22 protein-coding genes are annotated in these 23,916 nt (G+C 53.3%); 11 read left to right on the forward strand and 11 right to left on the reverse strand.

Annotated features, from left to right (window positions below):
• Positions 1-67 precede the first annotated feature (67 nt).
• From gluQRS to panD, 6 genes are all read left to right on the forward strand, one after another.
• The gene (gene gluQRS / locus C5523_RS22660; RefSeq protein WP_079497231.1) at positions 68-964 is read left to right on the forward strand and encodes a tRNA glutamyl-Q(34) synthetase GluQRS; all 897 of its coding nucleotides are present in this window, start codon (positions 68-70) and stop codon (positions 962-964) included.
• A 69-nt stretch (positions 965-1,033) separates the two neighbouring features.
• Positions 1,034-2,431 (forward strand): polynucleotide adenylyltransferase PcnB, encoded by a 1,398-nt coding sequence (gene pcnB, locus C5523_RS22665; protein ID WP_222557120.1) that lies wholly within the window; start codon positions 1,034-1,036, stop codon positions 2,429-2,431.
• Between the two features lie 68 nt (positions 2,432-2,499).
• Positions 2,500-2,985: a 2-amino-4-hydroxy-6-hydroxymethyldihydropteridine diphosphokinase gene (gene folK, locus C5523_RS22670; RefSeq protein WP_108702018.1), complete on the forward strand. Its 486-nt coding sequence runs from the start codon at positions 2,500-2,502 to the stop codon at positions 2,983-2,985.
• Positions 2,986-3,102: 117 nt separating this feature from the next.
• Positions 3,103-3,894, forward strand: coding sequence for a 3-methyl-2-oxobutanoate hydroxymethyltransferase (panB, locus tag C5523_RS22675; RefSeq protein ID WP_108702019.1), 792 nt, complete (start codon positions 3,103-3,105; stop codon positions 3,892-3,894).
• An 11-nt stretch (positions 3,895-3,905) separates the two neighbouring features.
• On the forward strand, positions 3,906-4,760 hold the full coding sequence (gene panC, locus C5523_RS22680; protein ID WP_108702020.1) for a pantoate--beta-alanine ligase: 855 nt from the start codon (positions 3,906-3,908) through the stop codon (positions 4,758-4,760).
• A gap of 140 nt (positions 4,761-4,900) precedes the next feature.
• Positions 4,901-5,281 (forward strand): aspartate 1-decarboxylase, encoded by a 381-nt coding sequence (gene panD, locus C5523_RS22685; RefSeq protein WP_039078406.1) that lies wholly within the window; start codon positions 4,901-4,903, stop codon positions 5,279-5,281.
• Positions 5,282-5,441: 160 nt separating this feature from the next.
• On the opposite strand, the gene C5523_RS22695 is transcribed toward panD, so the two are convergent.
• From C5523_RS22695 to C5523_RS22710, 4 genes are all read right to left on the reverse strand, one after another.
• Positions 5,442-6,686, reverse strand: a complete 1,245-nt coding sequence (locus C5523_RS22695; protein ID WP_108702022.1) for a polysaccharide deacetylase family protein — start codon at positions 6,684-6,686, stop codon at positions 5,442-5,444.
• Positions 6,687-6,749: 63 nt separating this feature from the next.
• A complete protein-coding gene (locus C5523_RS22700; protein WP_039078404.1) occupies positions 6,750-7,190 on the reverse strand; it encodes a PTS sugar transporter subunit IIA in 441 nt (146 codons plus the stop codon).
• Between the two features lie 118 nt (positions 7,191-7,308).
• Complete coding sequence (locus tag C5523_RS22705; RefSeq protein ID WP_039078403.1) at positions 7,309-8,079, reverse strand: ABC transporter permease; 771 nt, start codon at positions 8,077-8,079, stop codon at positions 7,309-7,311.
• Positions 8,076-9,002, reverse strand: a complete 927-nt coding sequence (locus C5523_RS22710) for an ABC transporter ATP-binding protein (RefSeq protein WP_039078402.1) — start codon at positions 9,000-9,002, stop codon at positions 8,076-8,078. The genes C5523_RS22705 and C5523_RS22710 overlap by 4 nt, the downstream gene beginning before the upstream one ends.
• Positions 9,003-9,108: 106 nt before the next feature.
• On the opposite strand from C5523_RS22710, the gene can reads away from it, so the two are divergent.
• The gene (gene can, locus C5523_RS22715) at positions 9,109-9,771 is read left to right on the forward strand and encodes a carbonate dehydratase (RefSeq protein WP_039078401.1); all 663 of its coding nucleotides are present in this window, start codon (positions 9,109-9,111) and stop codon (positions 9,769-9,771) included.
• 74 nt (positions 9,772-9,845) lie between these two features.
• Here can and hpt read toward each other — a convergent pair whose 3' ends face one another.
• Entirely contained in the window at positions 9,846-10,382 is a 537-nt protein-coding gene (gene hpt, locus C5523_RS22720; RefSeq protein WP_039078400.1) for a hypoxanthine phosphoribosyltransferase, read from the reverse strand.
• 207 nt (positions 10,383-10,589) lie between these two features.
• Between hpt and C5523_RS22725 the strand changes: the two genes are divergently transcribed.
• Positions 10,590-12,977, forward strand: a complete 2,388-nt coding sequence (locus C5523_RS22725; protein ID WP_039078399.1) for a glucose/quinate/shikimate family membrane-bound PQQ-dependent dehydrogenase — start codon at positions 10,590-10,592, stop codon at positions 12,975-12,977.
• Between the two features lie 115 nt (positions 12,978-13,092).
• Here C5523_RS22725 and cueO read toward each other — a convergent pair whose 3' ends face one another.
• Positions 13,093-14,691, reverse strand: coding sequence for a multicopper oxidase CueO (gene cueO / locus C5523_RS22730; RefSeq protein WP_108702023.1), 1,599 nt, complete (start codon positions 14,689-14,691; stop codon positions 13,093-13,095).
• A gap of 155 nt (positions 14,692-14,846) precedes the next feature.
• Between cueO and C5523_RS22735 the strand changes: the two genes are divergently transcribed.
• The 3 genes from C5523_RS22735 to speD all read left to right on the forward strand — a co-directional run bounded on the left by C5523_RS22735 (position 14,847) and on the right by speD (position 16,966).
• Positions 14,847-15,194, forward strand: coding sequence for a YacC family pilotin-like protein (locus C5523_RS22735; RefSeq protein WP_039078397.1), 348 nt, complete (start codon positions 14,847-14,849; stop codon positions 15,192-15,194).
• 96 nt (positions 15,195-15,290) lie between these two features.
• On the forward strand, positions 15,291-16,157 hold the full coding sequence (gene speE / locus C5523_RS22740; protein WP_071193662.1) for a polyamine aminopropyltransferase: 867 nt from the start codon (positions 15,291-15,293) through the stop codon (positions 16,155-16,157).
• A 14-nt stretch (positions 16,158-16,171) separates the two neighbouring features.
• Positions 16,172-16,966, forward strand: coding sequence for an adenosylmethionine decarboxylase (speD, locus tag C5523_RS22745; RefSeq protein ID WP_039078395.1), 795 nt, complete (start codon positions 16,172-16,174; stop codon positions 16,964-16,966).
• A gap of 81 nt (positions 16,967-17,047) precedes the next feature.
• Here speD and C5523_RS27510 read toward each other — a convergent pair whose 3' ends face one another.
• The 5 genes from C5523_RS27510 to lpdA all read right to left on the reverse strand — a co-directional run bounded on the left by C5523_RS27510 (position 17,048) and on the right by lpdA (position 23,859).
• Positions 17,048-17,221, reverse strand: a complete 174-nt coding sequence (locus C5523_RS27510) for a hypothetical protein (RefSeq protein WP_165159226.1) — start codon at positions 17,219-17,221, stop codon at positions 17,048-17,050.
• A gap of 160 nt (positions 17,222-17,381) precedes the next feature.
• Positions 17,382-17,744, reverse strand: coding sequence for a protein YacL (gene yacL, locus C5523_RS22750; RefSeq protein ID WP_039078394.1), 363 nt, complete (start codon positions 17,742-17,744; stop codon positions 17,382-17,384).
• Between the two features lie 230 nt (positions 17,745-17,974).
• Positions 17,975-20,572, reverse strand: coding sequence for a bifunctional aconitate hydratase 2/2-methylisocitrate dehydratase (gene acnB / locus C5523_RS22755; protein ID WP_107224042.1), 2,598 nt, complete (start codon positions 20,570-20,572; stop codon positions 17,975-17,977).
• A 271-nt stretch (positions 20,573-20,843) separates the two neighbouring features.
• Positions 20,844-22,280 carry a hypothetical protein gene (locus C5523_RS22765; protein WP_082027069.1) on the reverse strand — a complete coding sequence of 479 codons (1,437 nt, stop codon included), beginning with the start codon at positions 22,278-22,280 and terminating at the stop codon, positions 20,844-20,846.
• A gap of 154 nt (positions 22,281-22,434) precedes the next feature.
• On the reverse strand, positions 22,435-23,859 hold the full coding sequence (gene lpdA / locus C5523_RS22770) for a dihydrolipoyl dehydrogenase (protein WP_039078471.1): 1,425 nt from the start codon (positions 23,857-23,859) through the stop codon (positions 22,435-22,437).
• Positions 23,860-23,916 lie beyond the last annotated feature (57 nt).

The following is a 23,916-nucleotide window of genomic DNA, read 5'->3' on the forward strand; positions in this document are numbered from 1 at the left end:
GCGCCTTCAAATCAGGCTGTGCTATAGTCGGGGAAAATTTCCCGTATTGTCGGCGTTTCCTGTCTTTATGTCTGACTCTCACTATATTGGGCGCTTTGCGCCGTCACCGTCCGGTGAACTCCATTTTGGCTCGCTCATTGCTGCACTTGGCAGCTACCTGCAGGCGCGCGCGCAGCAGGGTACCTGGCGAGTGCGTATCGAAGACATTGATCCCCCGCGTGAAGTTCCCGGTGCCGCAGACACCATCTTGCGCCAGCTTGAGCATTACGGCCTGCACTGGGATGGCGATGTACTCTGGCAATCACAACGTCATGAGGCCTACCGCGACGCGCTGGCCTGGCTTCATACCCGTGGGCTGAGTTACTACTGTACCTGTACGCGGGCGCGCATTCAGAGCGTGGGCGGCACCTATGACGGCCACTGCCGTAGCGCTAATAATGGCCCGGAAAATGCGGCTGTACGTCTGGTGCAGCAACATCCGGTGCTCCATTTTCACGACAGGCTACGCGGCGAACTCTATGCGGATGAAAAACTGGCGCGCGAGGATTTTATTATCCACCGCCGGGATGGCCTGTTTGCCTATAACCTCGCCGTCGTGGTTGACGACCATTTTCAGGGCATCACGGAAATTGTGCGCGGCGCAGATTTAATTGAACCCACGGTCAGGCAAATTTCGCTCTACCGACAATTTGGCTGGCCAGTGCCACAGTATGTCCATCTGCCGCTGGCGCTCAATGCGCAAGGGAATAAACTCTCCAAGCAAAACCATGCGCCAGCCTTGCCCGGTGGCGATCCGCGCCCCATAATAATCAGGGCGTTACAATTCTTAAACCAGAGCGCAACAAATGAGTGGCAGGATCTCAGCGTCGACGATTTGTTGAAAAATGCGGTGGCAAACTGGACGCTCGCTAACGTGCCCATTGCAGTGGATGTGAATACGGCATTCTCAAACGCCTCGCGCTGAGCTATGATTAGCCGCTATTTTTTTGTCCTTATTTTTTTGTCCTGACGTTTGACACTACCGAGGTGCACTATTTTTACCCGAGTCGCTAATTTTTGCCGTAAGGTGCTAAGTCGCGAAGAGAGCATGGTCGTTGAGGCTAGCGTACAACCTCAGATGACGGTTATCCCGCGTGAACAGCACGCTATTTCTCGCAAAGATATCAGTGAAAATGCGCTCAAAGTCCTCTACCGCCTGAACAAAGCCGGTTACGAGGCTTATCTCGTCGGTGGTGGCGTGCGTGATTTATTGCTGGGCAAAAAACCAAAAGATTTCGACGTCACGACGAACGCCACGCCGGACCAGGTGCGTAAATTATTTCGCAACTGCCGCCTGGTGGGTCGCCGTTTCCGCCTGGCCCACGTCATGTTCGGGCCGGAAATCATTGAAGTCGCCACCTTTCGCGGTCATCACGAAGATACCGAAGCCGACCGCACCACGTCTCAGCGTGGCCAGAATGGCATGTTGCTGCGCGACAATATTTTCGGTTCTATCGAAGAAGATGCTCAGCGTCGCGATTTCACCATTAACAGCCTTTATTACAGCGTTGCTGACTTCACCGTGCGTGATTATGTCGGCGGCATGCGCGATCTGGATGAGGGCGTCATTCGCCTGATTGGCAACCCGGAAACCCGCTATCGCGAAGACCCGGTACGTATGCTGCGCGCGGTGCGTTTCGCCGCCAAGCTGGGTATGAACATCAGCGCTGAAACGGCCGAACCGATTCCTCGTCTGGCCGCCCTGATTAATGACGTCCCCCCTGCGCGCCTGTTTGAAGAGTCGCTGAAATTATTGCAAGCGGGCTATGGTTTCGATACCTACATGCTGCTGCGCGAATACAACCTCTTCCAGCCTCTGTTCCCTACCATCAGTCGCTTCTTCACCGAAAACGGTGACAGCCCGATGGAACGCATCATTGCGCAGGTGCTGAAAAACACCGATACCCGCCTTCACAACGATATGCGGGTTAACCCGGCGTTTTTGTTTGCGGCTATGTTCTGGTATCCGCTGCTGGAAACCGCGCAGCGCATTACTCAGGAAGGCGGTCTGGCATATTACGACGCCTTTGCGCTTGCCATGAACGATGTGCTGGATGAAGCCTGCCGTTCACTGGCCATCCCGAAACGCATCACCTCGCTGATTCGCGATATCTGGCAGCTACAACTGCGTATGTCCCGTCGTCAGGGTAAACGCGCGTGGAAACTGATGGAGCATCCGAAATTCCGCGCAGCTTACGATCTGCTGGCCCTGCGTGCCGAGGTTGAAAACAACGGCGAACTGCAGCGGCTGGTGAAATGGTGGGGAGAATTTCAGGTTTCCGCACCGCCGGAGCAGAAAGATATGCTTGACGACTTGGGCGATGAACCCGCCGTTCGCCGTCGCCATCGCCGCCCGCGCAAACGCGCGCCGCGCCGTGAAGGCAGCGCATAATGTTATCCCTTTCAGGCCTGCCACGCGCAGGCCTGATGCTATAGAGAATGAAAAACGCAGGAGCCTGTATGTCCCCGATCCTTTGCTATATCGCCATCGGCAGTAATCTCGCATCGCCTCTGGAGCAGGTAAAGGCAGCGCTGGACGCCATTGGGGAGATCCCGCAAAGCCGCGTGGTCACCGTCTCCTCGTTCTACCGCACGCCTCCGCTTGGCCCGCAGGATCAGCCTGACTATCTCAACGCCGCCGTCGCGCTGGAAACGACCCTTGAGGCCGAAGCGCTGCTTGACCACACCCAGCGCATTGAACTGCAGCAAGGGCGCGTGCGTAAAGCCGAGCGCTGGGGGCCACGCACGCTGGACCTGGATATCATGCTGTTTGGCGATCAGGTTATTCAGACGCCGCGTCTCACCGTTCCCCATTACGACATGAAAAATCGCGGCTTTATGCTGTGGCCGTTATTTGAAATTGCCCCTGCCCTGCGATTCCCTGATGGTATGACGCTGAGCGCCGCCCTCACAGAATGCGCAGCGGACAAACCTGCCTTGTGGTAAAACGCTTTTCTGGCGCTTCTGATGTGATCGGTGTTAAACGATTGCCTAAAATCATTGTTCACCTGAATGTTGCTGTTAGAATGCGCCAGAATTCGTTTTTAGCCATCAGGAAACGTTATGAAACCCACCACCATCTCCTGGCTGCTTAAGTGCAAACAGGAAAAAAAACGCTTCGCTACCATCACAGCCTACGATTACAGCTTCGCTAAACTGTTCGCCGAAGAAGGCATCAATGTGATGTTGGTTGGCGACTCGTTAGGGATGACGGTACAAGGTCATGATTCCACCCTGCCCGTGACGGTAGACGACATTGCCTATCACGCGCGCGCGGTGCGCCGTGGCGCCCCTCATTGTTTGCTACTGGCCGACCTGCCGTTTATGGCGTATTCCACACCGGAGCAGGCCTTTGAAAACGCCGCCGCCGTGATGCGCGCCGGGGCCAATATGGTAAAAATCGAAGGCGGTCGCTGGTTGAGTGATACGGTGAAAATGCTCACCGAACGCGCTGTGCCAGTGTGCGGGCACCTGGGGTTAACGCCACAGTCCGTAAATATCTTCGGTGGCTACAAAGTTCAGGGGCGCGGCGATGCCGGACAAACGCTGCTGGACGACGCGCTGGCGCTGGAAGCCGCTGGTGCGCAGTTGCTGGTGCTGGAGTGTGTGCCGGTTGAGCTGGCAAAGCGTGTCACGGACGCGCTGACCATTCCGGTCATTGGTATCGGCGCAGGTAACGTCACAGACGGCCAGATTCTGGTGATGCACGACGCGTTCGGCATTACCGGTGGTCATATCCCCAAATTTGCGAAAAACTTTCTGAGCGAGGCAGGCGACATGCGCGCTGCCGTGCGCCAGTATATTGCCGACGTTGAGTCCGGGGTCTATCCGGGCGAAGAACACAGTTTCCATTAAGGAGTGCCGTTGTGTTGATTATCGAAACCCTGCCGTTACTGCGCCAGCATATTCGAAGAGCGCGTCAGGAAGGAAAACGCATTGCGCTGGTGCCAACGATGGGCAACCTGCACGATGGTCATATGACGCTGGTTGAGGAAGCCAAAGCCCGCGCGGATGTGGTCGTGGTGAGCATTTTCGTCAACCCCATGCAGTTTGACCGCGCCGACGATCTGGCTCGCTACCCGCGCACCCTGCAGGAAGATTGCGAAAAACTCAATAAACGGAAAGTGGATTTTGTTTTCGCCCCTGTGCCAAATGATATTTATCCGCAGGGCACGGACACGCAAACCTATGTGGATGTGCCAGGTATCTCCACCATGCTTGAAGGCGCAAGCCGCCCGGGGCATTTCCGTGGTGTTTCCACCATCGTCAGCAAGCTCTTTAACCTGGTCCAGCCAGATATCGCCTGCTTTGGCGAAAAGGACTACCAGCAGTTGCAGCTCATTCGCAAAATGGTTGCCGATATGGGCTATGACATTGAGATTGTCGGGGTTCCGACCGTGCGTGCTAAAGACGGTCTGGCGCTCAGTTCCCGTAACGGCTATCTCACCGCCGATCAACGCAAAATCGCACCGGCTCTGAGCAAAACCATGAACGCGATGGCCGCAAAACTGAGCGCAGGCGATCGCAATCTTGAAGAGATCATTGCCCTGGCGGAACAGGAACTTAACGACAGCGGCTTTCACGCAGATGACATCCAGATCCGCGATGCAGACACGCTTCTGGAGCTGGCGCAGACCAGCAAACGCGCGGTGATTTTGATGGCCGCCTGGCTGGGTCAGGCGCGTCTCATCGACAATAAAGTGGTTGATCTCCCCCTGTAGACAGGGGTTAAAAAACGGGCAATACTGGCCTGTTATCGGCCTGGTCTGGCGCTGTCGCCGGGCCGGGAAAGTCTGGCCGGGCAGCCAAATGCCACCCGGCGATATACCTGTATTTCGTTACGCCATTAAAGGTAGAAGTTATGATTCGCACGATGCTGCAAGGCAAGCTCCACCGCGTCAAAGTGACACAGGCCGACCTGCACTATGAAGGTTCCTGCGCGATTGACCAGGATTTCCTTGAGGCGGCTGGTATCCTGGAATACGAAGCCATCGATATTTACAACGTCACTAACGGTAAGCGCTTTTCCACCTATGCCATTGCCGGTGAACGTGGCTCCCGCATCATTTCAGTTAACGGTGCGGCGGCGCACTGTGCTGACGTTGGCGACATCCTGATTATCGCAAGCTACGTCACCATGCCGGATGAGCAGGCGCGTAGCTGGCAGCCGAAAGTCGCCTACTTTGACGGCGACAACGAGATGAAACGCACGGCAAAAGCGGTTCCGGTACAAGTTGCCTGAATGGCATAGCCGACTCATTAATCAGGCATAATGGGCGTTATTGATGCAGACAGTTTGAACACGGACAGCGCGCAGTCACAGGAGCGTACACGCAGTACGTGAGGATGACGAGCACTGCCCTGGTTCAAAACGGCAAATAAAATAGCCCATTTTGCCTGATTTATCCCTGAGGTTGATTACTTATTAACCTCGACATATCCTCCAGCGAATCCGTCTTTAAGATATACAACCGTTTCAGTAAGTACGGATTATCCCCAGGCTTTACCTTCCCTCGCACCGTGGTCAGCGCAAGATGGAATCCTGCATCCTTCGCCGCAGCCAACGCTTTGTCATCATAGCCGCCGAACGGGTACGCCAGATACCATATGTGCTGGTTGAACTGCGAAAGCGCGCGGCGTGAATGCTTAAAATCCATCAGGATATTGTCATAACTGCGACTTAGCAGGATCGGATGCCCAGCATCATCGGTGCGATGCAGGAAATGAGTATGTGACTGAAAATCAAAGACATGCGAAATTTGCTCCAGTTCAGAGATGCTCATGAACTGCAGAGATTTTGGATCCCAGAGCTGCGGTTTGCGCTTAATACGCGACGAAATAATAAAAGCGGTCGCCCTGAAACCGTTCTGCTTTAACACCGGATACGCATAACGACTGACCGATTTCAGTCCGTCATCAAAGGTGATCACCACTGAACGGGCAGGAAGGTTCATCGCGTTACGTATATAACCTTCCAGTTGATACATGCTTAACGTGGTATAGCCCTGGTCATGCAGCCAGCTCATCTGGTTGGTGAAAGCGCGAAGAGAGGTGGTCGTCGAGGTATGACGAAACCGCGTGTTCTCCTCGTCTTCCAGAATATGATGGTAGGTGAGCACCGGAATACCGTTATCTTCCTGCGCATCCAGGCTACTGATCCACGCCAGACGTTCGCCAATGCGAATCTGATACCAGGTCTGGTTGAGTCTGTCTTTTAGCTTGCTGATGATGGGGTAGCGCAGATTCCCGGCCAGCATACCCAATTGTTCACTGGTATTGTCCGCCTCGTTATACATCGGTGTATCACGCCAGGTGATCAAATTTTGATTACTCAGGGGCTTATTGAGGTCGCCAAGGCTATCCTGAACCTTCTCACTGCCACGAACCGTTCCCAGATGCCCTTTATCTATCCACGCTTTACCGAAGCCGAAGCGAAATTCGTAATAGTCTTCCGCCCCTGGCACAACCGCCAGAATTTGTCCGGCGCGGATATTGCCAACAGTCATAACATTGTTGTCAATCTGCGCCCATATGTCGGCATCTTCCGTAATTTGCATATAGCGAGCAGGGTCGGGATTTTGACTAACGAGACGTGCAGAAACGCTACATGACACCAGCAAGAACAAAATGAGGAGAAAACGAGGCATGCACCTAACCAGGCTAAAAATAATTTAGGTTATTGTAGGAAAAAGAAAAATGAATACCAACGTTTATTTTTCATACAAATCATGTAACAACACAAACGGCGGATTTTTCTGTTGCTGATGCCAGAGACTGCTGACCACCGGCGCGCCAGCGCCCACAATCTGCTCACGAAAATCGGCACTGCTACATACTTCACGCAGCGGATACATTGCTTCCAACAACTCAGCATCAACGCCGGATATCACTTCACAATGCTCATGCTTGTGGCTCATGAGCGAGGCGGCGCGGTAAGGCGCTGCCCCGGAAATATCGGTCAAAAAAACCACGCCATCACCGGAATCCGTTTCATGCAACGCATCACAAATCATGCGGCTGAGCATATTGGTGCTAAGCCCGTGGCGAAAGTTGACCGCTCTACATTGTTTAAGCGGACCAAACCGGCTCTCCAGACTGTCCAGCATCTCCTGCGCCAGTTCACCATGGCACGTAATGACCCATCCCAGCATACCTATCTCCTTAGCAGACTTGCAGTTTAGCCAGGTGACCATCAGCCGTCGGTGACAGATATCATAGATTAAAAGGGCAATGAGAACCCGGCGACGAACGCCGCCGGGTAAGTGGCGATTAACTGCGCAGACCGCGTCCGCGCTGAATTAAATACCAGCACAATATATAAAAAGCGATGATAAACACCGCCAAAACCGCCACAGTGGTGAAAAGCGGCACATCGGTAATACCGAGGAAACCAAAGCGGAAACCGCTAATCATGTAAACAATGGGGTTGAGATGAGACAGCGCCTGCCAGAACGGCGGTAGCAACGTCAGCGAATAGAACACCCCGCCGAGATAGGTCAGCGGTGTCAGGACAAATGTCGGGATCAGGCTGATGTCATCAAAGGTTGTCGCAAAAACGGCATTCAGCAGACCCGCCAGCGAGAACAATACCGCGGTCAACAGCAGCGTTAACGCAACAAAAACCCACGAGTGGACCTGAAAAGGCACGAAAAACAGCGACACGGCCGTCACCAGCACCCCGACACATAAACCACGCGCCACGCCGCCCCCCACATACCCTGCGATAATCACATGCGTGGGCACCGGGGCGACCAGCAGCTCTTCAATATTGCGTTGAAACTTGGCGCTGAAAAATGATGACGCCACGTTTGCATAGGCATTAGTGATCACTGCCATCATGATCAGGCCTGGCACGATGAATTGCATATAGGTAAAGCCGTGCATTTCACCGATACGTGAGCCAATCAAATTACCAAAGATAATAAAATAGAGGGTCATGGTAATCACCGGCGGCACCAGCGTCTGTACCCAAATACGCATAAAGCGTTGAATTTCTTTATGCCAGATACTTTTCAATGCCACCCAATAAAGCTGCATCATGCGTGCTCTCCTTTTTTCTCATGCACCAGCGTGACGAACAGCTCTTCCAGACGGTTAGCCTTGTTGCGCATACTCAAGACCTGTACGCCCTGCGCGCTAAGCTGGCTGAACACGCTATTTATCCCCTGTTCACGCAACACTTCGACCTCCAGGGTCGACGTATCCACCAGCCGATACTGGTAACCTTCCAGCTTCGGTAACGGGCTTTTCGTTGCCAGATCGAGGATAAAGGTTTCTGATTTTAGCTTCGCCAACAATGACTTCATGGAGGTGTTTTCAATCAGCTCGCCGCTCTGAATAATGCCAATGTTGCGACACAGCATCTCGGCTTCTTCCAGATAATGGGTAGTCAGAATGATGGTGGTGCCTTTGTCGTTGAGATCTTTCAGAAAGCCCCACATAGAACGACGCAGTTCGATATCCACCCCGGCCGTAGGTTCATCAAGGATCAGCAGCTTCGGCTCATGCATCAGGGCGCGGGCAATCATCAAACGACGCTTCATCCCGCCCGATAACATACGCGCACGTTCGTTGCGTTTTTCCCACAGATCGAGCTGGTTCAGGTATTTTTCGCTACGCTCCAGCGCCTCTTTACGTTCAACGCCGTAGTAACCTGCCTGGTTAACCACAATCTGCTGTACGGTTTCAAACGGGTTAAAATTGAACTCCTGCGGCACAAGACCGAGCTGCCGTTTGGCGTTAACGATATCTTTTTGCAGGTCGTAGCCGAAGACACTCACGCGTCCGGACGTTTTATTTACCAGAGAACTGATGATACCTATGGTGGTCGATTTTCCTGCGCCGTTTGGTCCCAGTAACGCGTAAAAATCCCCAGCTTCTACTTTAAGATCAATACCACGTAGCGCATGAACGCCGCCCGGGTAGGTTTTTTTAAGCTGCTCAAGCTCCAGTGCAATGGTCATGAATTTTCACTTACCTTATTCTTACACTCGATGTGTGGTTTAAAAAACGTGGGAGTTGACCTATATTAGCGCAACGCACTTATTTGGTTACAGGTCGTTAACTTCCATGAAAGACATAGATACACTCATCAGCAACAATGCACTATGGTCAAAAATGCTGGTGGAAGAGGATCCCGGCTTTTTCGAAAAACTGGCGCAAGCGCAGAAACCGCGTTTTCTATGGATTGGATGTTCTGACAGTCGCGTTCCCGCAGAACGCCTTACCGGCCTTGAGCCAGGCGAACTGTTTGTTCACCGTAACGTTGCCAACCTGGTTATTCATACCGACCTGAACTGCCTTTCTGTGGTTCAGTACGCGGTCGATGTACTGGAAGTTGAGCATATCATCATCTGCGGCCACTACGGCTGTGGTGGTGTGCAGGCGGCGGTGGAAAACCCGGAACTGGGGCTGATTAACAACTGGCTGCTGCACATTCGTGATATCTGGTTCAAGCATAGTTCGTTGCTTGGCGAGATGCCGCAGGAGCGCCGCCTTGATACCCTTTGCGAGCTGAACGTGATGGAGCAGGTGTATAACCTGGGTCACTCCACCATTATGCAATCTGCCTGGAAACGTGGACAAAAAGTCACGATTCACGGTTGGGCGTATGGCATCCACGATGGTTTACTGCGTGACCTGGAAGTCACCGCAACGAACCGCGAAAGCCTGGAACAGCGCTACCGTCAGGGCGTCTCGAACCTCAGCAAGAAACACATCAACCACAGATAATCTTGCCTTCCCGGCAGCATGATGCCAGCCGGGATAACGCATCAGGCCGGGCTAAAGCCCGGCTTTTTTTATGCTTACTCGTCCAGCATCACCACTTTGCCGACATACGGCAGGTGGCGATAACGTTGCGCATAATCGATACCGTAGCCCACCACGAATTCATCAGGGATCGAGAAGCCGACAAATTCCACATCAACCGGCACTTCCCGGCGCGACGGTTTATCGAGCAGGGTGCAAATAGAGAGAGACTTCGGCTCGCGCAGGCTGAGAATTTCGCGCACTTTAGAGAGCGTATTGCCGGAATCGATAATATCTTCAACGATCAGAACGTCTTTACCGCGAATATCTTCATCCAGATCTTTGAGGATTTTAACATCGCGGGTCGAAGACATGCCGCTGCCATAGCTGGAGGCGGTCATAAAATCGACTTCGTGCGGTACCTGCACTTCACGGCAAAGGTCCGCCATGAACATAAATGAGCCGCGCAGCAGGCCCACCAGCACCATTTCACTGCCACTGTCCTGATAACGTTCTGTGATTTGACGACCCAATTCGGCGATACGCGCTTTGATCTCCGCTTCCGGGATCATCACTTCAACAATATGTTTCATTTTAAATAACCATATGATTTAAATACTAAATCACTCAATAACCCGTGTTTTGCTTTGGTTATTGAAGCGCAAGGCGTGCAGTATACCAGCAAACGCATTTCCGATGCTTATCTGTCGATAAAGCTCATTTTGTGATGACGATCACACTTGTTAAATCCTATAATTAGTTGCTACTAAAACATTAATGAATTTGATGAGTGTCTTTTTATGGCTGAAACAAAAACGCAACGCTCAGGTATCCTTGTGATACTGACCGCGCTGTTCGCAGCATTCTGCGGACTGTACTTACTGATCGGCGGAGTATGGCTGGTCTCTCTTGGTGGTTCCTGGTACTACCCTATTGCCGGGGTGGTAATGCTTGGCGTCACTGCACTGCTCTGGCGGCGTAAGCAGTCAGCATTATGGCTGTATGCCGCGTTGCTGCTGGCGACCATGATCTGGGGCGTGTGGGAAGTGGGCTTCGACTTTTGGGCGCTCACGCCTCGCAGCGATATCCTGGTCTTCTTCGGTATCTGGCTTATTCTGCCTTTTGTCTGGCGCAGACTGATTTTCCCTTCCGGTGGTGCGGTTGCCGCACTGGTGGTTGCGCTGCTGATTAGCGGCGGCATTCTCACCTGGGCGGGCTTTAATGACCCGCAAGAAGTGAACGGTACGCTGAATGCGGATGCCACGCCGGCTGCCCCGATTTCTCAGGTTGCTGACGGCGACTGGCCAGCTTATGGCCGCAACCAGGAAGGTCAGCGTTTTTCACCGCTCAAACAGATCAATGCGGATAACGTTAAGAACCTGAAAGAAGCCTGGGTGTTTCGTACCGGAGACCTGAAACTGCCAACAGACCCGGGTGAACTGACCAACGAAGTGACGCCGATTAAAGTGGGTGACACGCTTTATCTGTGTACCGCTCACCAGCGCCTGTTCGCTCTGGACGCCTCGACCGGTAAAGAGAAATGGCACTTTGACCCGCAGTTAAATGCCAACCAGTCCTTCCAGCATGTCACTTGTCGCGGTGTTTCTTATCATGAAGCACGTGCAGAAAACGCCAGCCCGGATGTTGTGGCGGATTGCCCGCGTCGCATTATGCTGCCGGTTAACGATGGCCGCCTGTTTGCCATCAACGCCGACAACGGCAAACTGTGCGAAACCTTTGCCAACAAAGGTATTCTGAATCTGCAGACCAATATGCCGGACACCACGCCAGGTCTGTATGAGCCTACCTCACCGCCGATCATCACCGATAAGGTGATTGTGATTGCCGGTTCGGTAACGGACAACTTCTCTACCCGTGAAACCTCCGGTGTTATTCGTGGTTTTGACGTGAATACCGGCAAATTGCTCTGGGCTTTTGATCCAGGCGCGAAAGATCCCAACGCTATTCCGTCTGACCAACACAGCTTTACGTTCAACTCGCCCAACTCGTGGGCGCCAGCCGCCTATGATGCGAAGCTGGACCTGGTCTATCTGCCAATGGGTGTGACTACCCCGGATATCTGGGGCGGCTACCGCACGCCGGAGCAGGAACGCTATGCCAGCTCTATCGTGGCGCTGAACGCTACTACCGGTAAACTGGCGTGGAGTTACCAGACCGTTCACCACGATCTGTGGGATATGGATATGCCGTCCCAGCCGACGCTGGCAGACATCACGGTTAACGGCAAAACAGTTCCGGTGATTTACGCTCCAGCGAAAACCGGCAACATCTTCGTGCTGGATCGCAGCAACGGTAAGCTGGTTGTCCCGGCACCGGAAAAACCGGTTCCGCAGGGTGCGGCCAAAGGCGATTACGTCACCAAAACTCAGCCGTTCTCCGATCTGAGCTTCCGTCCGAAGAAAGATCTCAGCGGGGCGGATATGTGGGGCGCGACCATGTTCGACCAACTGGTCTGCCGCGTGATGTTCCATCAGTTGCGCTATGAAGGCATCTTCACTCCGCCATCTGAGCAAGGCACACTGGTGTTCCCGGGTAACCTGGGGATGTTCGAATGGGGGGGTATCTCCGTTGATCCGAACCGCCAGGTCGCGATCGCCAACCCGATGGCCCTGCCGTTTGTCTCTAAACTGATCCCACGCGGTCCGGGCAACCCGATGGAGCAGCCGAAAGATGCGAAAGGTAGCGGTACAGAGGCGGGGATTCAGCCGCAGTATGGCGTGCCGTTCGGCGTAACCTTGAATCCGTTCCTCTCTCCGTTTGGCCTGCCGTGTAAGCAGCCAGCATGGGGTTATATTTCCGCGCTGGATTTGAAAACCAACCAGGTAGTGTGGAAAAAACGTATTGGTACGCCGCAGGACAGCATGCCGTTCCCGATGCCCGTTCCGGTGCCGTTCAATATGGGGATGCCGATGCTAGGCGGCCCAATCTCTACTGCCGGTAATGTGCTGTTCATTGCTGCAACCGCAGATAATTACCTGCGCGCGTACAATATGAGCAACGGCGAGAAACTGTGGCAGGGCCGTTTGCCAGCAGGTGGCCAGGCAACGCCGATGACCTATGAAGTGAATGGCAAGCAGTACGTTGTCATCTCTGCGGGTGGTCACGGTTCGTTTGGTACGAAGATGGGTGACTATATCGTTGCCTACGCCCTGCCGGACGAGAAGTAAGGCACCGTCCCCTCAGACTGCACAAGGTAAAAGCAAAAAGGCAACGCAAGTTGCCTTTTTTAATGTCTGCTCCCGGTATGAACCGGGAACATGGGTAACACTTTTTACCGTAAACCTACACCGTAAATCCAAGCATCATGCCCGTATCTTCATGCTCAAGCAGATGGCAGTGTGCCATATAGGCATACTCCTTCGGCGCATCATGCGCAAAGCGGACCAACACTTCGCTTTTCATCCCTTCAACGCTGACAATATCTTTCCAGCCTGCGCGATGCGCGGCAGGCGGCTTACCGTTTTCTGACAGAATGCGGAACTGTGTGCCGTGAATATGGAACGGATGCAGCATCATGTCGCCTTCCCCAGAAATGACCCAGCGCTCCCAGGTATCTTTCTGCGCGGCAAACGCAGGCACTTGCATATCGAACGCCTTGCCGTTGATTCGATTGGCGCTATGGAACGCCATCCCGCCATCGCCGTGATTCATCTGCCCCATGTCGCCATGGTTCATTCCGCCATGATTCATTCCGCCATGGTTCATCTGCATCTGACCATGGTTCATATTGCCATGTTGCATTCCCATCCCCGCCATTGCGGCATCACCGTATTTTTGCTGTAGAGCCTGCATCCCCATCATGTCCAGCATGGGATCCATGGAAAGTTGCAAAGTCCGCTGTGTTAATCCATCCAGCGCTGGCAGTCCGGGCAGTGTCGCCAGTGTATCGGGTAAAATGCCAGATGCCGTTACCACCACCGGTTGAATACGCAACAGCGGATAGGGCTTATCAAAAGGCGCCACCGTCATACCCATTTGCTGAACGGGCAACGTGACCAGATCGAAGACTTTATTATCCCGGGTCTCCACCAGCACCTCAAAGCGCTCACCCGGCAACATGGCCAGCTCGCTGACTTTCACTGGCGCATTCAACAAGCCACCGTCGCTGGCAATAACGTACAACGGGCGATTATCGCTGGCAGCCACGTTGAGCGAGCGAGCGTTACAACCATTGAGTAAGCGTAAACGCAGCCAGCCACGGGGTGCCGCGTGCTGTGGGTAAACCGCACCGTTCGTCAGTAACGTATCGCCAAACCACCCTACCGCCGCGCTCATCACATCCAGTTGATAGTCAATCTGCCCGTCAGCGGTAAAACGTTTGTCCTGCATGATGACCGGAATATCATCAATGCCCCACTGTTGCGGTAGACGTAGCTTTCGGCTGTTATCATCTTCAATCAGTAACAGCCCGGCCAGCCCCATCGCCACCTGATGGCCGGTTTTCCCATGTTGATGGGGGTGAAACCAGCAGGTTGATGCAGGCTGATTCGGGGTAAACGTGACCGTACGGCTATCGCCGGGCTTAATCACGCCCTGCGGCCCGCCGTCAACGTCGCCCGGCACTTCCAGACCGTGCCAGTGTACGGTTGTCTCTTCCGCCAGCGCATTGCGAATGGATACGTTAACGGTTTTCCCCTGACGCAATTGAATCGCCGGCCCCAGCAGGCTGCCGTTATAACCCCAGGTTGTCGCCTGTTTGCCCGCAAACATTGATGACCCTGCCTGAACCGTAAGTTGAATATGGTTTTGTGCATCGGCGCTCACTAACGGGGGTATCGGTAGCGCAGGCCTTTCCGCCGCCAGCAAAGAACGACTCCAGAGCGGCAGTGCACTCGCCACGCTCAGCGCAGCAGAGTATTTCAAAAAATCACGACGTTGCATGTCCCTTTCCTTACGGTTATCAGCCCGAAATTTGAGCATAAACCCTCCCCTTGCCGGAAGGTCAAGAAAAGTGGCTGTAATCGGACAATAATAAATATCGTCGCCTCGCCAACAGTGTGCTAACGTTTAATTTCCGTTATGCCGTGGTAGAAATAATGAAGACGCTTTTCAGAACAATTTTATTCGGCAGCCTGCTGGCTGTCTCCGCTAATAGCTACGCCCTGAATGAATCCGAAGCGGAAGATATGGCCGACCTTACGGCTGTGTTTGTTTTTCTGAAAAATGACTGCGGTTATAATAACTTACCTAATGGTCAGATTCGCCGGGCGCTGGTTTTCTTCGCACAGCAGAACAAGTGGGATCTGAGCAATTACGACTCCTGGGATATGAAATCGCTCGGTGAAGCAAGCTATCGCGACCTGAGCGGCATCCGCATTCCTACCGCCAAAAAATGCAAAGCGCTGGCACGAGATTCGCTCAGCCTGCTCGCCTACGTGAAATAAGTTATTTCCAGCGGGGGACGCTGACCGTGCATCCACGGTCAGAGTTAGCTATGATGTTGCGCCTGTTTTGAGCAGGTGTTAACAAAGGAGCAACCTATGGCCGATAACACGTTGTGGCACGAAACGCTGCACGATCAGTTTGGGCAATACTTTGCCGTTGATAAGGTGCTGTACCACGAGAAAACCGGGCACCAGGACCTCATCATTTTCGAAAACGCCGCTTTTGGCCGCGTAATGGCGCTCGATGGCGTGGTGCAAACCACCGAACGCGACGAATTTATCTATCATGAAATGATGACTCACGTTCCGCTGCTCGCCCATGGCCGCGCGAAACATGTGTTGATTATCGGCGGCGGTGATGGCGCTATGCTGCGTGAAGTCAGCCGCCATAAAAACATCGAGACCATTACCATGGTCGAAATTGATGCCGGCGTCGTCTCTTTCTGCCGTCAGTACCTGCCAAAACACAACGCTGGCGCTTACGATGATCCCCGTTTCCAGTTGGTTATCGATGATGGCGTAAACTTTGTAACGCAAACCACACATACGTTTGACGTGATCATTTCCGACTGTACCGATCCGGTCGGTCCCGGCGAAAGTCTGTTTACCTCGGCGTTTTACGAAGGCTGCAAACGTTGCCTGAATCCGGGCGGGATCTTTGTGGCACAGAATGGCGTCTGCTTCCTGCAACAGGATGAAGCGCTGGACAGCCACCGTAAGCTCGGTCATTACTTTGCCGATGTCGGTTTTTACCAGGCTGCCATTCCCACCTATTACGGTGGCATTATGACTTTTGCCTGGGCGACGGATAATGAAGCGCTACGTCACCTTTCCAGCGAAATTATTCAGGCGCGTTTCCACAATGCAGACCTGACGTGCCGTTATTACAATCCGGCCATTCATACGGCGGCATTTGCTCTGCCACAATATCTGCAAGACGCACTCTCTTCACAGTCGTCCTAAGGAGAGATACGAAATTGAAAAAACTCAAACTGCATGGCTTTAACAACCTGACCAAGAGCCTGAGTTTTTGTATTTACGATATCTGCTATGCCAAGACGGAAGCAGAGCGTGACGGGTATATCGCTTATATCGATGAACTCTATAACGCCAATCGTCTGACAGAAATCCTGACGGAAACCTGCAATATCATTGGCGCCAATATTCTTAATATCGCCCGTCAGGATTATGAGCCGCAGGGTGCGAGCGTGACTATTCTGGTCAGCGAAGAACCGGTCGACCCGCAGCTTATAGATAAAACCGAGCACCCCGGCCCGCTACCGGAAGCCGTGGTCGCCCATCTCGATAAGAGCCATATCTGTGTGCATACCTATCCGGAAAGCCATCCGGAAGGCGGGCTGTGCACTTTCCGCGCGGATATAGAAGTGTCGACCTGCGGGGTGATTTCGCCGCTGAAAGCGCTGAATTATCTGATTCACCAGCTTGAGTCGGACATTGTGACGATCGATTATCGCGTGCGTGGCTTTACCCGTGACGTGAACGGCATGAAGCACTTTATCGATCACGAGATCAATTCTATTCAGAATTTTCTGTCAGAGGATATGAAGTCGCTGTATGACATGGTGGATGTGAATGTTTACCAGGAAAACATTTTCCACACCAAGATGTTGCTAAAAGAATTCGATCTTAAGCACTACATGTTCCATACCAGGCCAGAAGAGCTGACCGCGCAGGAACGCAAAGAGATTACAGAAGCCTTATGGAAAGAGATGCGTGAGATTTACTACGGTCGCAACATTCCGGCCGTGTGATCTACAACGGAGCAAGGATGCTCCGGTCTGTTTGCCAGAGCGCATCGCTCATTCCAGTAGGTTTCGCGGGTCGCGCGATGTTCAGCGTGTTGTTTGGTCATGGAACCACTCCACGTCCACGTTGGCGACATCAACACCGTACAGGCTGGCAACGGCGAGCAGCGATTCCATCATTCGTCTGCTGTTATGTTCCGCATCATGGCGCTGAGCGCGCGCTGAACTGCGCAAAAAATAACGGGAAATAAACGCTTTCATCTCAGTCTCCGTAAGGTGTCCGGAAGACCATTCCAGCGTAAAAATTCGACAAAGGGAAATATGAAAAACAGCTGAGGTTTTTCACTACGCGCATTTGTAAGGACAGAGCGCCGGTTCCCGACATTGCGGAAGACCGGCCCCGGTGAAACAAGGGGGAAAATTAACGCTGTTTAAGGAATTCGCGGTATGCCGCTACCACATTGAGAAAGTCTTCCACGCCGCACATCGACAGACTCTCTTCGTCGTAATAGCTCATCCCTTCTTCCATCTCATCACCTGAGAATTCCAGTTGGTTGGCGCGCACCATGACCTCTTCGCCATCCATCCACAGCGTATATTCATGCCCGGCGCGCTGCCAGGAACGCTCGCTGCCTTTCACGGTATGCGCCGCCTGTTCCACTTCATCAAGCAGGGCCAGGTTATCTTTCACTTCTTCATTAAACCAGTGCCCGACAGCTTCGTGGCCCATCGACATGCGTACTTTTACCCCACCGGTAATATCACGCAAAAATTCGTAATCCATAATCTCTTCCTCATGCAGGCTTATCGTCAGCCCATAAGGTAATTATCGCAGCACAACGGAAGAAAAAAAGCATAACGGCGGGAAGGAAGCAATAAAAAAGCGGAGAAGATCTCCGCTTTGGAATATGGTGCGGTCTGATGCCCTCACCCCCAGCCCCTCTCCTACAGGGAAAGGGTGGTCTGGATAGTCCCTTCACTTTTTAGGAAGAGAGTTAGGGTGAGGGGAACCCCTTACACCGCTGTCTGGAAAATCACGCCGTCAGCTTTGTCCGTATACTGGTTCAACTGGTCGAAGTTCAGATAACGGTAGGTATCCACCGCCGTCTTATCAACCTGAGCAATATAGGTCTGGTACTCTTCCGGCGTCGGCAGTTTGCCGAGCAGAGAAGCCACCGCCGCCAGTTCAGCAGACGCCAGATAAACATTTGCACCGGTACCTAAACGGTTCGGGAAGTTACGGGTCGAGGTGGAGACCACCGTCGCACCGTCCGCTACGCGCGCCTGGTTACCCATACACAGGGAGCAACCCGGGATCTCAATACGCGCACCGCTCTTACCAAACACGCTGTAGTAGCCCTCTTCGGTCAACTGCGCGGCATCCATACGGGTCGGCGGCGCAACCCACAGGCGGGTCGGCAACTGGCCTTTGTGGGCATCCAGCAGTTTACCGGCAGCACGGAAGTGGCCGATGTTGGTCATGCAGGAACCGATGAAAACTTCATCGATCTGCGCGCCCTGAACATCAGAAAGCAGACGTGCGTCATCCGGATCGTTAGGCGCACAGAGAATCGGCTCTTTGATTTCTGCCAGATCGATGTCGATCACGGCCGCGTATTCTGCATCCGCATCGGCTTCGAGCAGTTGCGGATCCGCCAGCCATTTTTCCATGCCCTGAATGCGACGTTCCAGCGTACGACGATCGCCGTAGCCTTCTGCGATCATCCACTTGAGCAGAACGATGTTGGAGTTCAGGTACTCGATGATCGGGTCTTTGTTCAGCTTGATGGTACAGCCCGCAGCAGAACGTTCAGCAGAGGCATCGGTCAGCTCAAATGCCTGCTCAACTTTCAGATCCGGCAGACCTTCAATCTCCAGGATACGGCCAGAGAAGATGTTTTTCTTGCCTTTCTTCTCAACGGTCAGCAGGCCCTGTTTGATGGCGTACAGCGGAATCGCATGCACGAGGTCACGCAGGGTGATGCCCGGCTGCATTTTGCCTTTAAAGCGCACCAGAACAGATTCCGGCATGTCGAGCGGCATCACGCCGGTCGCCGCAGCAAACGCCACCAGGCCAGAACCTGCCGGGAAGGAGATGCCGATCGGGAAACGGGTATGGGAGTCACCACCGGTACCTACGGTATCGGGCAGCAGCATACGGTTCAGCCAGGAGTGAATAACGCCATCGCCCGGACGCAGCGATACACCGCCACGGTTCATAATGAAGTCCGGCAGCGTGTGGTGCGTGGTCACGTCAACCGGCTTCGGATAGGCCGCCGTGTGGCAGAAGGACTGCATCACCAGGTCGGCAGAGAAGCCCAGGCACGCCAGGTCTTTCAGTTCATCACGGGTCATCGGACCGGTGGTATCCTGAGAACCTACAGAGGTCATCTTCGGCTCGCAGTAAGCACCCGGACGGATACCCGCAACGCCGCAGGCGCGACCGACCATTTTCTGTGCCAGTGAATAACCGCGGCTGCTTTCCGCCACGTCTTTCGCCTGACGGAAGACATCGCTGTGCGGCAGACCCAGCGCTTCACGCGCTTTGGTCGTCAAACCACGGCCGATAATCAGCGGAATACGGCCACCGGCACGCACTTCGTCGATCAGCACGTCGGTTTTCAGTTCGAAAGTGGCCAGCAGTTCGTTGGTGTCGTGGTTGCGTACTTCACCTTTGAACGGGTAAACGTCGATCACGTCGCCCATATTCAGGTTATTCACGTCCACTTCAATCGGCAGTGCGCCCGCATCTTCCATCGTGTTGAAGAAGATCGGCGCAATTTTACCGCCCAGCACCAGGCCACCGCCGCGTTTGTTCGGCACATGAGGGATGTCATCCCCCATAAACCACAGCACGGAGTTGGTGGCGGACTTACGGGAAGAACCGGTACCCACAACGTCACCGACATAGGCCAGCGGGAAACCTTTCTGTTGCAGGGCTTCGATCTGTTTGATCGGGCCGACAGCGCCTGGCTGATCCGGCTCGATACCTTCACGGGCGTTTTTCAGCATCGCCAGTGCATGCAGCGGGATATCCGGGCGCGACCAGGCATCCGGTGCCGGAGACAGGTCATCGGTGTTGGTTTCACCGGTCACTTTGAAGACGGTAACGGTAATTTTTTCCGCCAGCGCCGGACGGCTCAGGAACCACTCAGCATCGGCCCAGGATTTCAGTACCTGCTGCGCGTATGCATTGCCCGCCTTCGCTTTTTCTTCTACGTCGTAGAAATTATCGAACATCAGCAGGGTGTGGGAGAGCGCTTTCGCAGCACCGGGCGCCAGTTTATCGTTATCCAGCGCGTCAATCAGCGGATGAATGTTGTAACCACCCTGCATGGTACCCAGCAATTCGATGGCTTTTTCCGGGGTAACCAGCGGAGAAGTGGCTTCACCTTTGGTAATCGCAGCAAGGAAACCCGCTTTTACATAGGCAGCTTCATCAACGCCCGGCGGGACACGGTTGGTCAGGAGGTCTAACAGGAAATCTTCTTCGCCAGCAGGCGGGTTTTTCAGCAGCTCAACAAGTGCTGCCATCTGGGTTGCATCTAGCGGTTTTGGCGCAATTCCCTCAGCGGCACGTTCGGCTACGTGCTTACGGTATTCTACTAGCACGACGGTTCTCCTCGCTCTCATTGTCATAATGCGGCAGGCGATTCTCTTCACGCTCCTGTGAGACAGCAGTTTGTAGGGTAAATCCGCAATACCGCAACGGGCAGGATAGCAGGATTTTCAGGGGGTGTTAATCTGTTTACAAAAAAGCAACATTAAAAATTGGCTGAATCGTTAAGGGCAGGATAAAGCAGAGGAAATCGTCTTTTAAAGACAGAGAAAAAACGGTAGAAACCACGCAATACGGCCCCGCAGGGCCGTATCAGAAGAAACGTTACTTGTCTTTGGGCATAGCGAGTAAGTTGTTGCGCTCATACTTTTCTGGGGTGATGGTTTTATCCACCAGTTCGCCCAAAACATACTTACGCACCGTTTCGACATTATTCACCTGCGTATGGTTACCAATACTGGTGAGGAGGCCTTTCGCATTGTAATTGAAGGTGGTGGCGTTGGTTTCTTCATTATCTACCGTATGGTACAGATAATTCTGTGAATTTTTGCTCGAGTTAAGTGAAAGCGGCGTGGCCGGATCCAGCGCCTGATACCAGGACGCGGTCAGATGCGTATGCAGCGTCTGCTTAACGCTTAGCGAACCATCATGCGACGTACTTTCTTGTGTCGATTGCGATGCCTGGTACGCGAAGCTCTCTTTCTCATCCATACGATACGGGTTGATGGCTTTCTCCGTTTCTGTCAGCGACAGAGAGAAATCATTCAGACCACGGACCTGTACCTTGCCGTCACCGCCCATCTGGATAGCGCTCGGTGAGCTCGCCTTGCTGCTCTCTTTTGGCTGCGTCTTATTCAGCGCATGGAACGCAGTCTTAAGCATCGCCATTTGATCGCTATCGCCATGACCATCACGACGCGCTTTATCAAACTTGCTATCCCAGGCGTTTAATGCCGCCTGTTGTTCAGCCGCAGTGCCCACCAGAGACGGATTAGACGTATCGCTGGTCATTTTCAGCGAGAAATTATTGTCCTGATAACCAATCCAGCGTTCTTTATCGTCAGCATGGAAGTTAAGGGATTGCTGCGACAGATCGCCACGGCTGAGGTCAGTTTTCAGATCGACGGATTTGATGAGTGAGCTGTCAAACTGCGTCAGGCCGGAAACGTCCATTCTCGGGGGCTTCTCGCTCAGACCGTTAAGCGCAGACTGGAAGGCATTTCCCAATTTTGCGATTTCTGCCGCTTCGTCATCGCTGGCTTTGCCGCCTTCGGTCGTGAGCTCTACCGCAATACCATCACTCTGACGCGTCAGATTCAGATGTACAACAGAACCCGATTGCGTCGTGATATTCAGCGACACGGCAGATTTGGTTGGGAAATTCGTGTTGGTGTCCAGCCCGAGGCTGGTCAGCGCCTGACTCACATCGCCCTGATTATCGGCGTAGTTACTGAGGAGTAACCCCCCCAGCCCGCTTAGCGAGGATACGCCTTCACTGCTCAACCCAAGTTGCATCAGGCCCGAAAGCGCACTATCCGCTTGCGTTGATGCTTTCGCAGCATCGCTGATTTTGGTTGGCGACATGGAGTACACGGCGGCAATTTCTGCCGTCTGACTGCCAAAAATCACCTTCGCAGAGGCAGATGCCGCAGCGGGCAGCGCCGTGCCGTTGGATTTTACTGTCGGTGAGGAGTTCCCGACAGAGGAAGCCAGATGCGACAGCGTGGTCAGAAACGTCTTGTTGTTGATGCCAGTGATCATGACGATGAAACTCCCTCTCCCATCGATAAGGTGTGGACTATATACATCGGCAGATCGCGCGCATTATTTATACCAAAATGGAGAAATTATGAATTTATTCGCGAAAGACAGGCAAAAAAAACGCCTCCGAAGAGGCGCTTAGTATGAAGCGAAATTATTTTTTCTTCGCTTTCGGGTTCGGCAGGTCGGTGATGCTACCTTCGAACACTTCGGCAGCCAGACCAACAGACTCGTGCAGCGTCGGGTGCGCGTGGATAGTCAGCGCGATGTCCTCTGCGTCACAGCCCATTTCGATAGCCAGACCGATTTCACCCAGCAGCTCGCCGCCGTTGGTACCGACAATCGCACCACCGATGACGCGGTGAGTCTCTTTGTCGAAAATCAGTTTGGTCATACCGTCTGCGCAGTCAGAAGCAATAGCACGGCCAGAAGCAGCCCACGGGAAGGTGGCGGTTTCGTAGCTGATGCCTTTCTCTTTCGCTTCTTTCTCAGTCAGACCAACCCATGCAACTTCTGGCTCGGTGTATGCGATAGACGGGATAACTTTCGGATCGAAGTAGTGTTTTTTGCCAGCGATAACTTCGGCAGCAACGTGACCTTCATGAACACCTTTGTGCGCCAGCATCGGCTGACCGACGATATCGCCGATAGCATAGATGTGCGGTACGTTGGTACGCAGTTGTTTGTCAACGCGGATAAAGCCACGCTCGTCAACTTCAACACCCGCCTGGCCTGCGTCCAGCAGTTTACCGTTCGGTACACGACCGATAGCGACCAGCACTGCATCATAACGCTGTGCTTCGGCAGGCGCTTTTTTGCCTTCCATGGAAACGTAAATACCGTCTTCTTTCGCTTCAACGGCAGTCACTTTGGTTTCCAGCATCAGGTTGAATTTCTGGCTGATGCGTTTGGTGAAGACTTTCACGATGTCTTTATCGGCAGCCGGGATAACCTGGTCGAACATTTCAACCACGTCAATCTGTGAACCCAGCGCATGGTAAACGGTACCCATTTCCAGGCCGATGATACCGCCGCCCATAACCAGCAGACGTTTAGGAACGGTTTTCAGCTCCAGTGCATCGGTGGAGTCCCATACGCGCGGATCTTCATGCGGAATAAACGGCAGTTCGATCGGACGGGAACCCGCTGCGATGATGGCGTTGTCGAAATTGATCACGGTTTTGCCGTTTTCGCCTTCAACTTCCAGGGTGTTCGCACCGGTGAATTTACCCAGACCGTTGACCACTTTAACTTTACGACCTTTCGCCATGCCTGCCAGGCCGCCGGTCAGTTGAGTGATAACTTTCTCTTTCCAGGTACGGATTTTATCGATATCAGTCTGCGGCTCACCAAATACGATACCGTGAGTCGCCAGCGCTTTAGCTTCTTCAATAACTTTCGCTACGTGCAGCAGCGCTTTAGAAGGGATACAACCGACGTTCAGACAAACACCGCCGAGGGTGTTGTAACGTTCTACGATGACGGTTTCCAGACCTAAATCAGCGCAACGGAAGGCAGCAGAGTAACCTGCCGGGCCTGCCCCAAGTACCACGACCTGAGTTTTGATTTCAGTACTCATCATGACCTCTTATTGATTTCCGGCAGTCAGGTACTTGTCGCCCTTTATCCACCGGGA

This window comes from Phytobacter sp. SCO41 (assembly GCF_003073275.1).
Lineage (GTDB): Bacteria > Pseudomonadota > Gammaproteobacteria > Enterobacterales > Enterobacteriaceae > Phytobacter > Phytobacter diazotrophicus.

Excerpts from the sequence above, each read along its gene's own strand:
- C5523_RS22765 (WP_082027069.1), bottom strand. The coding sequence starts at position 22,280 with ATGATCACTGGCATCAACAACAAGACGTTTCTGACCACGCTGTCGCAT.
- C5523_RS22700 (WP_039078404.1), bottom strand. The coding sequence starts at position 7,190 with ATGCTGGGATGGGTCATTACGTGCCATGGTGAACTGGCGCAGGAGATG.
- C5523_RS22705 (WP_039078403.1), bottom strand. The coding sequence starts at position 8,079 with ATGATGCAGCTTTATTGGGTGGCATTGAAAAGTATCTGGCATAAAGAA.
- C5523_RS22735 (WP_039078397.1), top strand. The coding sequence starts at position 14,847 with ATGAAGACGCTTTTCAGAACAATTTTATTCGGCAGCCTGCTGGCTGTC.
- gluQRS (WP_079497231.1), top strand. The coding sequence starts at position 68 with ATGTCTGACTCTCACTATATTGGGCGCTTTGCGCCGTCACCGTCCGGT.
- lpdA (WP_039078471.1), bottom strand. The coding sequence starts at position 23,859 with ATGAGTACTGAAATCAAAACTCAGGTCGTGGTACTTGGGGCAGGCCCG.
- speE (WP_071193662.1), top strand. The coding sequence starts at position 15,291 with ATGGCCGATAACACGTTGTGGCACGAAACGCTGCACGATCAGTTTGGG.
- hpt (WP_039078400.1), bottom strand. The coding sequence starts at position 10,382 with ATGAAACATATTGTTGAAGTGATGATCCCGGAAGCGGAGATCAAAGCG.
- panB (WP_108702019.1), top strand. The coding sequence starts at position 3,103 with ATGAAACCCACCACCATCTCCTGGCTGCTTAAGTGCAAACAGGAAAAA.
- C5523_RS22725 (WP_039078399.1), top strand. The coding sequence starts at position 10,590 with ATGGCTGAAACAAAAACGCAACGCTCAGGTATCCTTGTGATACTGACC.
- panD (WP_039078406.1), top strand. The coding sequence starts at position 4,901 with ATGATTCGCACGATGCTGCAAGGCAAGCTCCACCGCGTCAAAGTGACA.
- cueO (WP_108702023.1), bottom strand. The coding sequence starts at position 14,691 with ATGCAACGTCGTGATTTTTTGAAATACTCTGCTGCGCTGAGCGTGGCG.
- can (WP_039078401.1), top strand. The coding sequence starts at position 9,109 with ATGAAAGACATAGATACACTCATCAGCAACAATGCACTATGGTCAAAA.
- folK (WP_108702018.1), top strand. The coding sequence starts at position 2,500 with ATGTCCCCGATCCTTTGCTATATCGCCATCGGCAGTAATCTCGCATCG.
- C5523_RS22695 (WP_108702022.1), bottom strand. The coding sequence starts at position 6,686 with ATGCCTCGTTTTCTCCTCATTTTGTTCTTGCTGGTGTCATGTAGCGTT.
- yacL (WP_039078394.1), bottom strand. The coding sequence starts at position 17,744 with ATGGATTACGAATTTTTGCGTGATATTACCGGTGGGGTAAAAGTACGC.
- C5523_RS22710 (WP_039078402.1), bottom strand. The coding sequence starts at position 9,002 with ATGACCATTGCACTGGAGCTTGAGCAGCTTAAAAAAACCTACCCGGGC.
- C5523_RS27510 (WP_165159226.1), bottom strand. The coding sequence starts at position 17,221 with ATGAAAGCGTTTATTTCCCGTTATTTTTTGCGCAGTTCAGCGCGCGCT.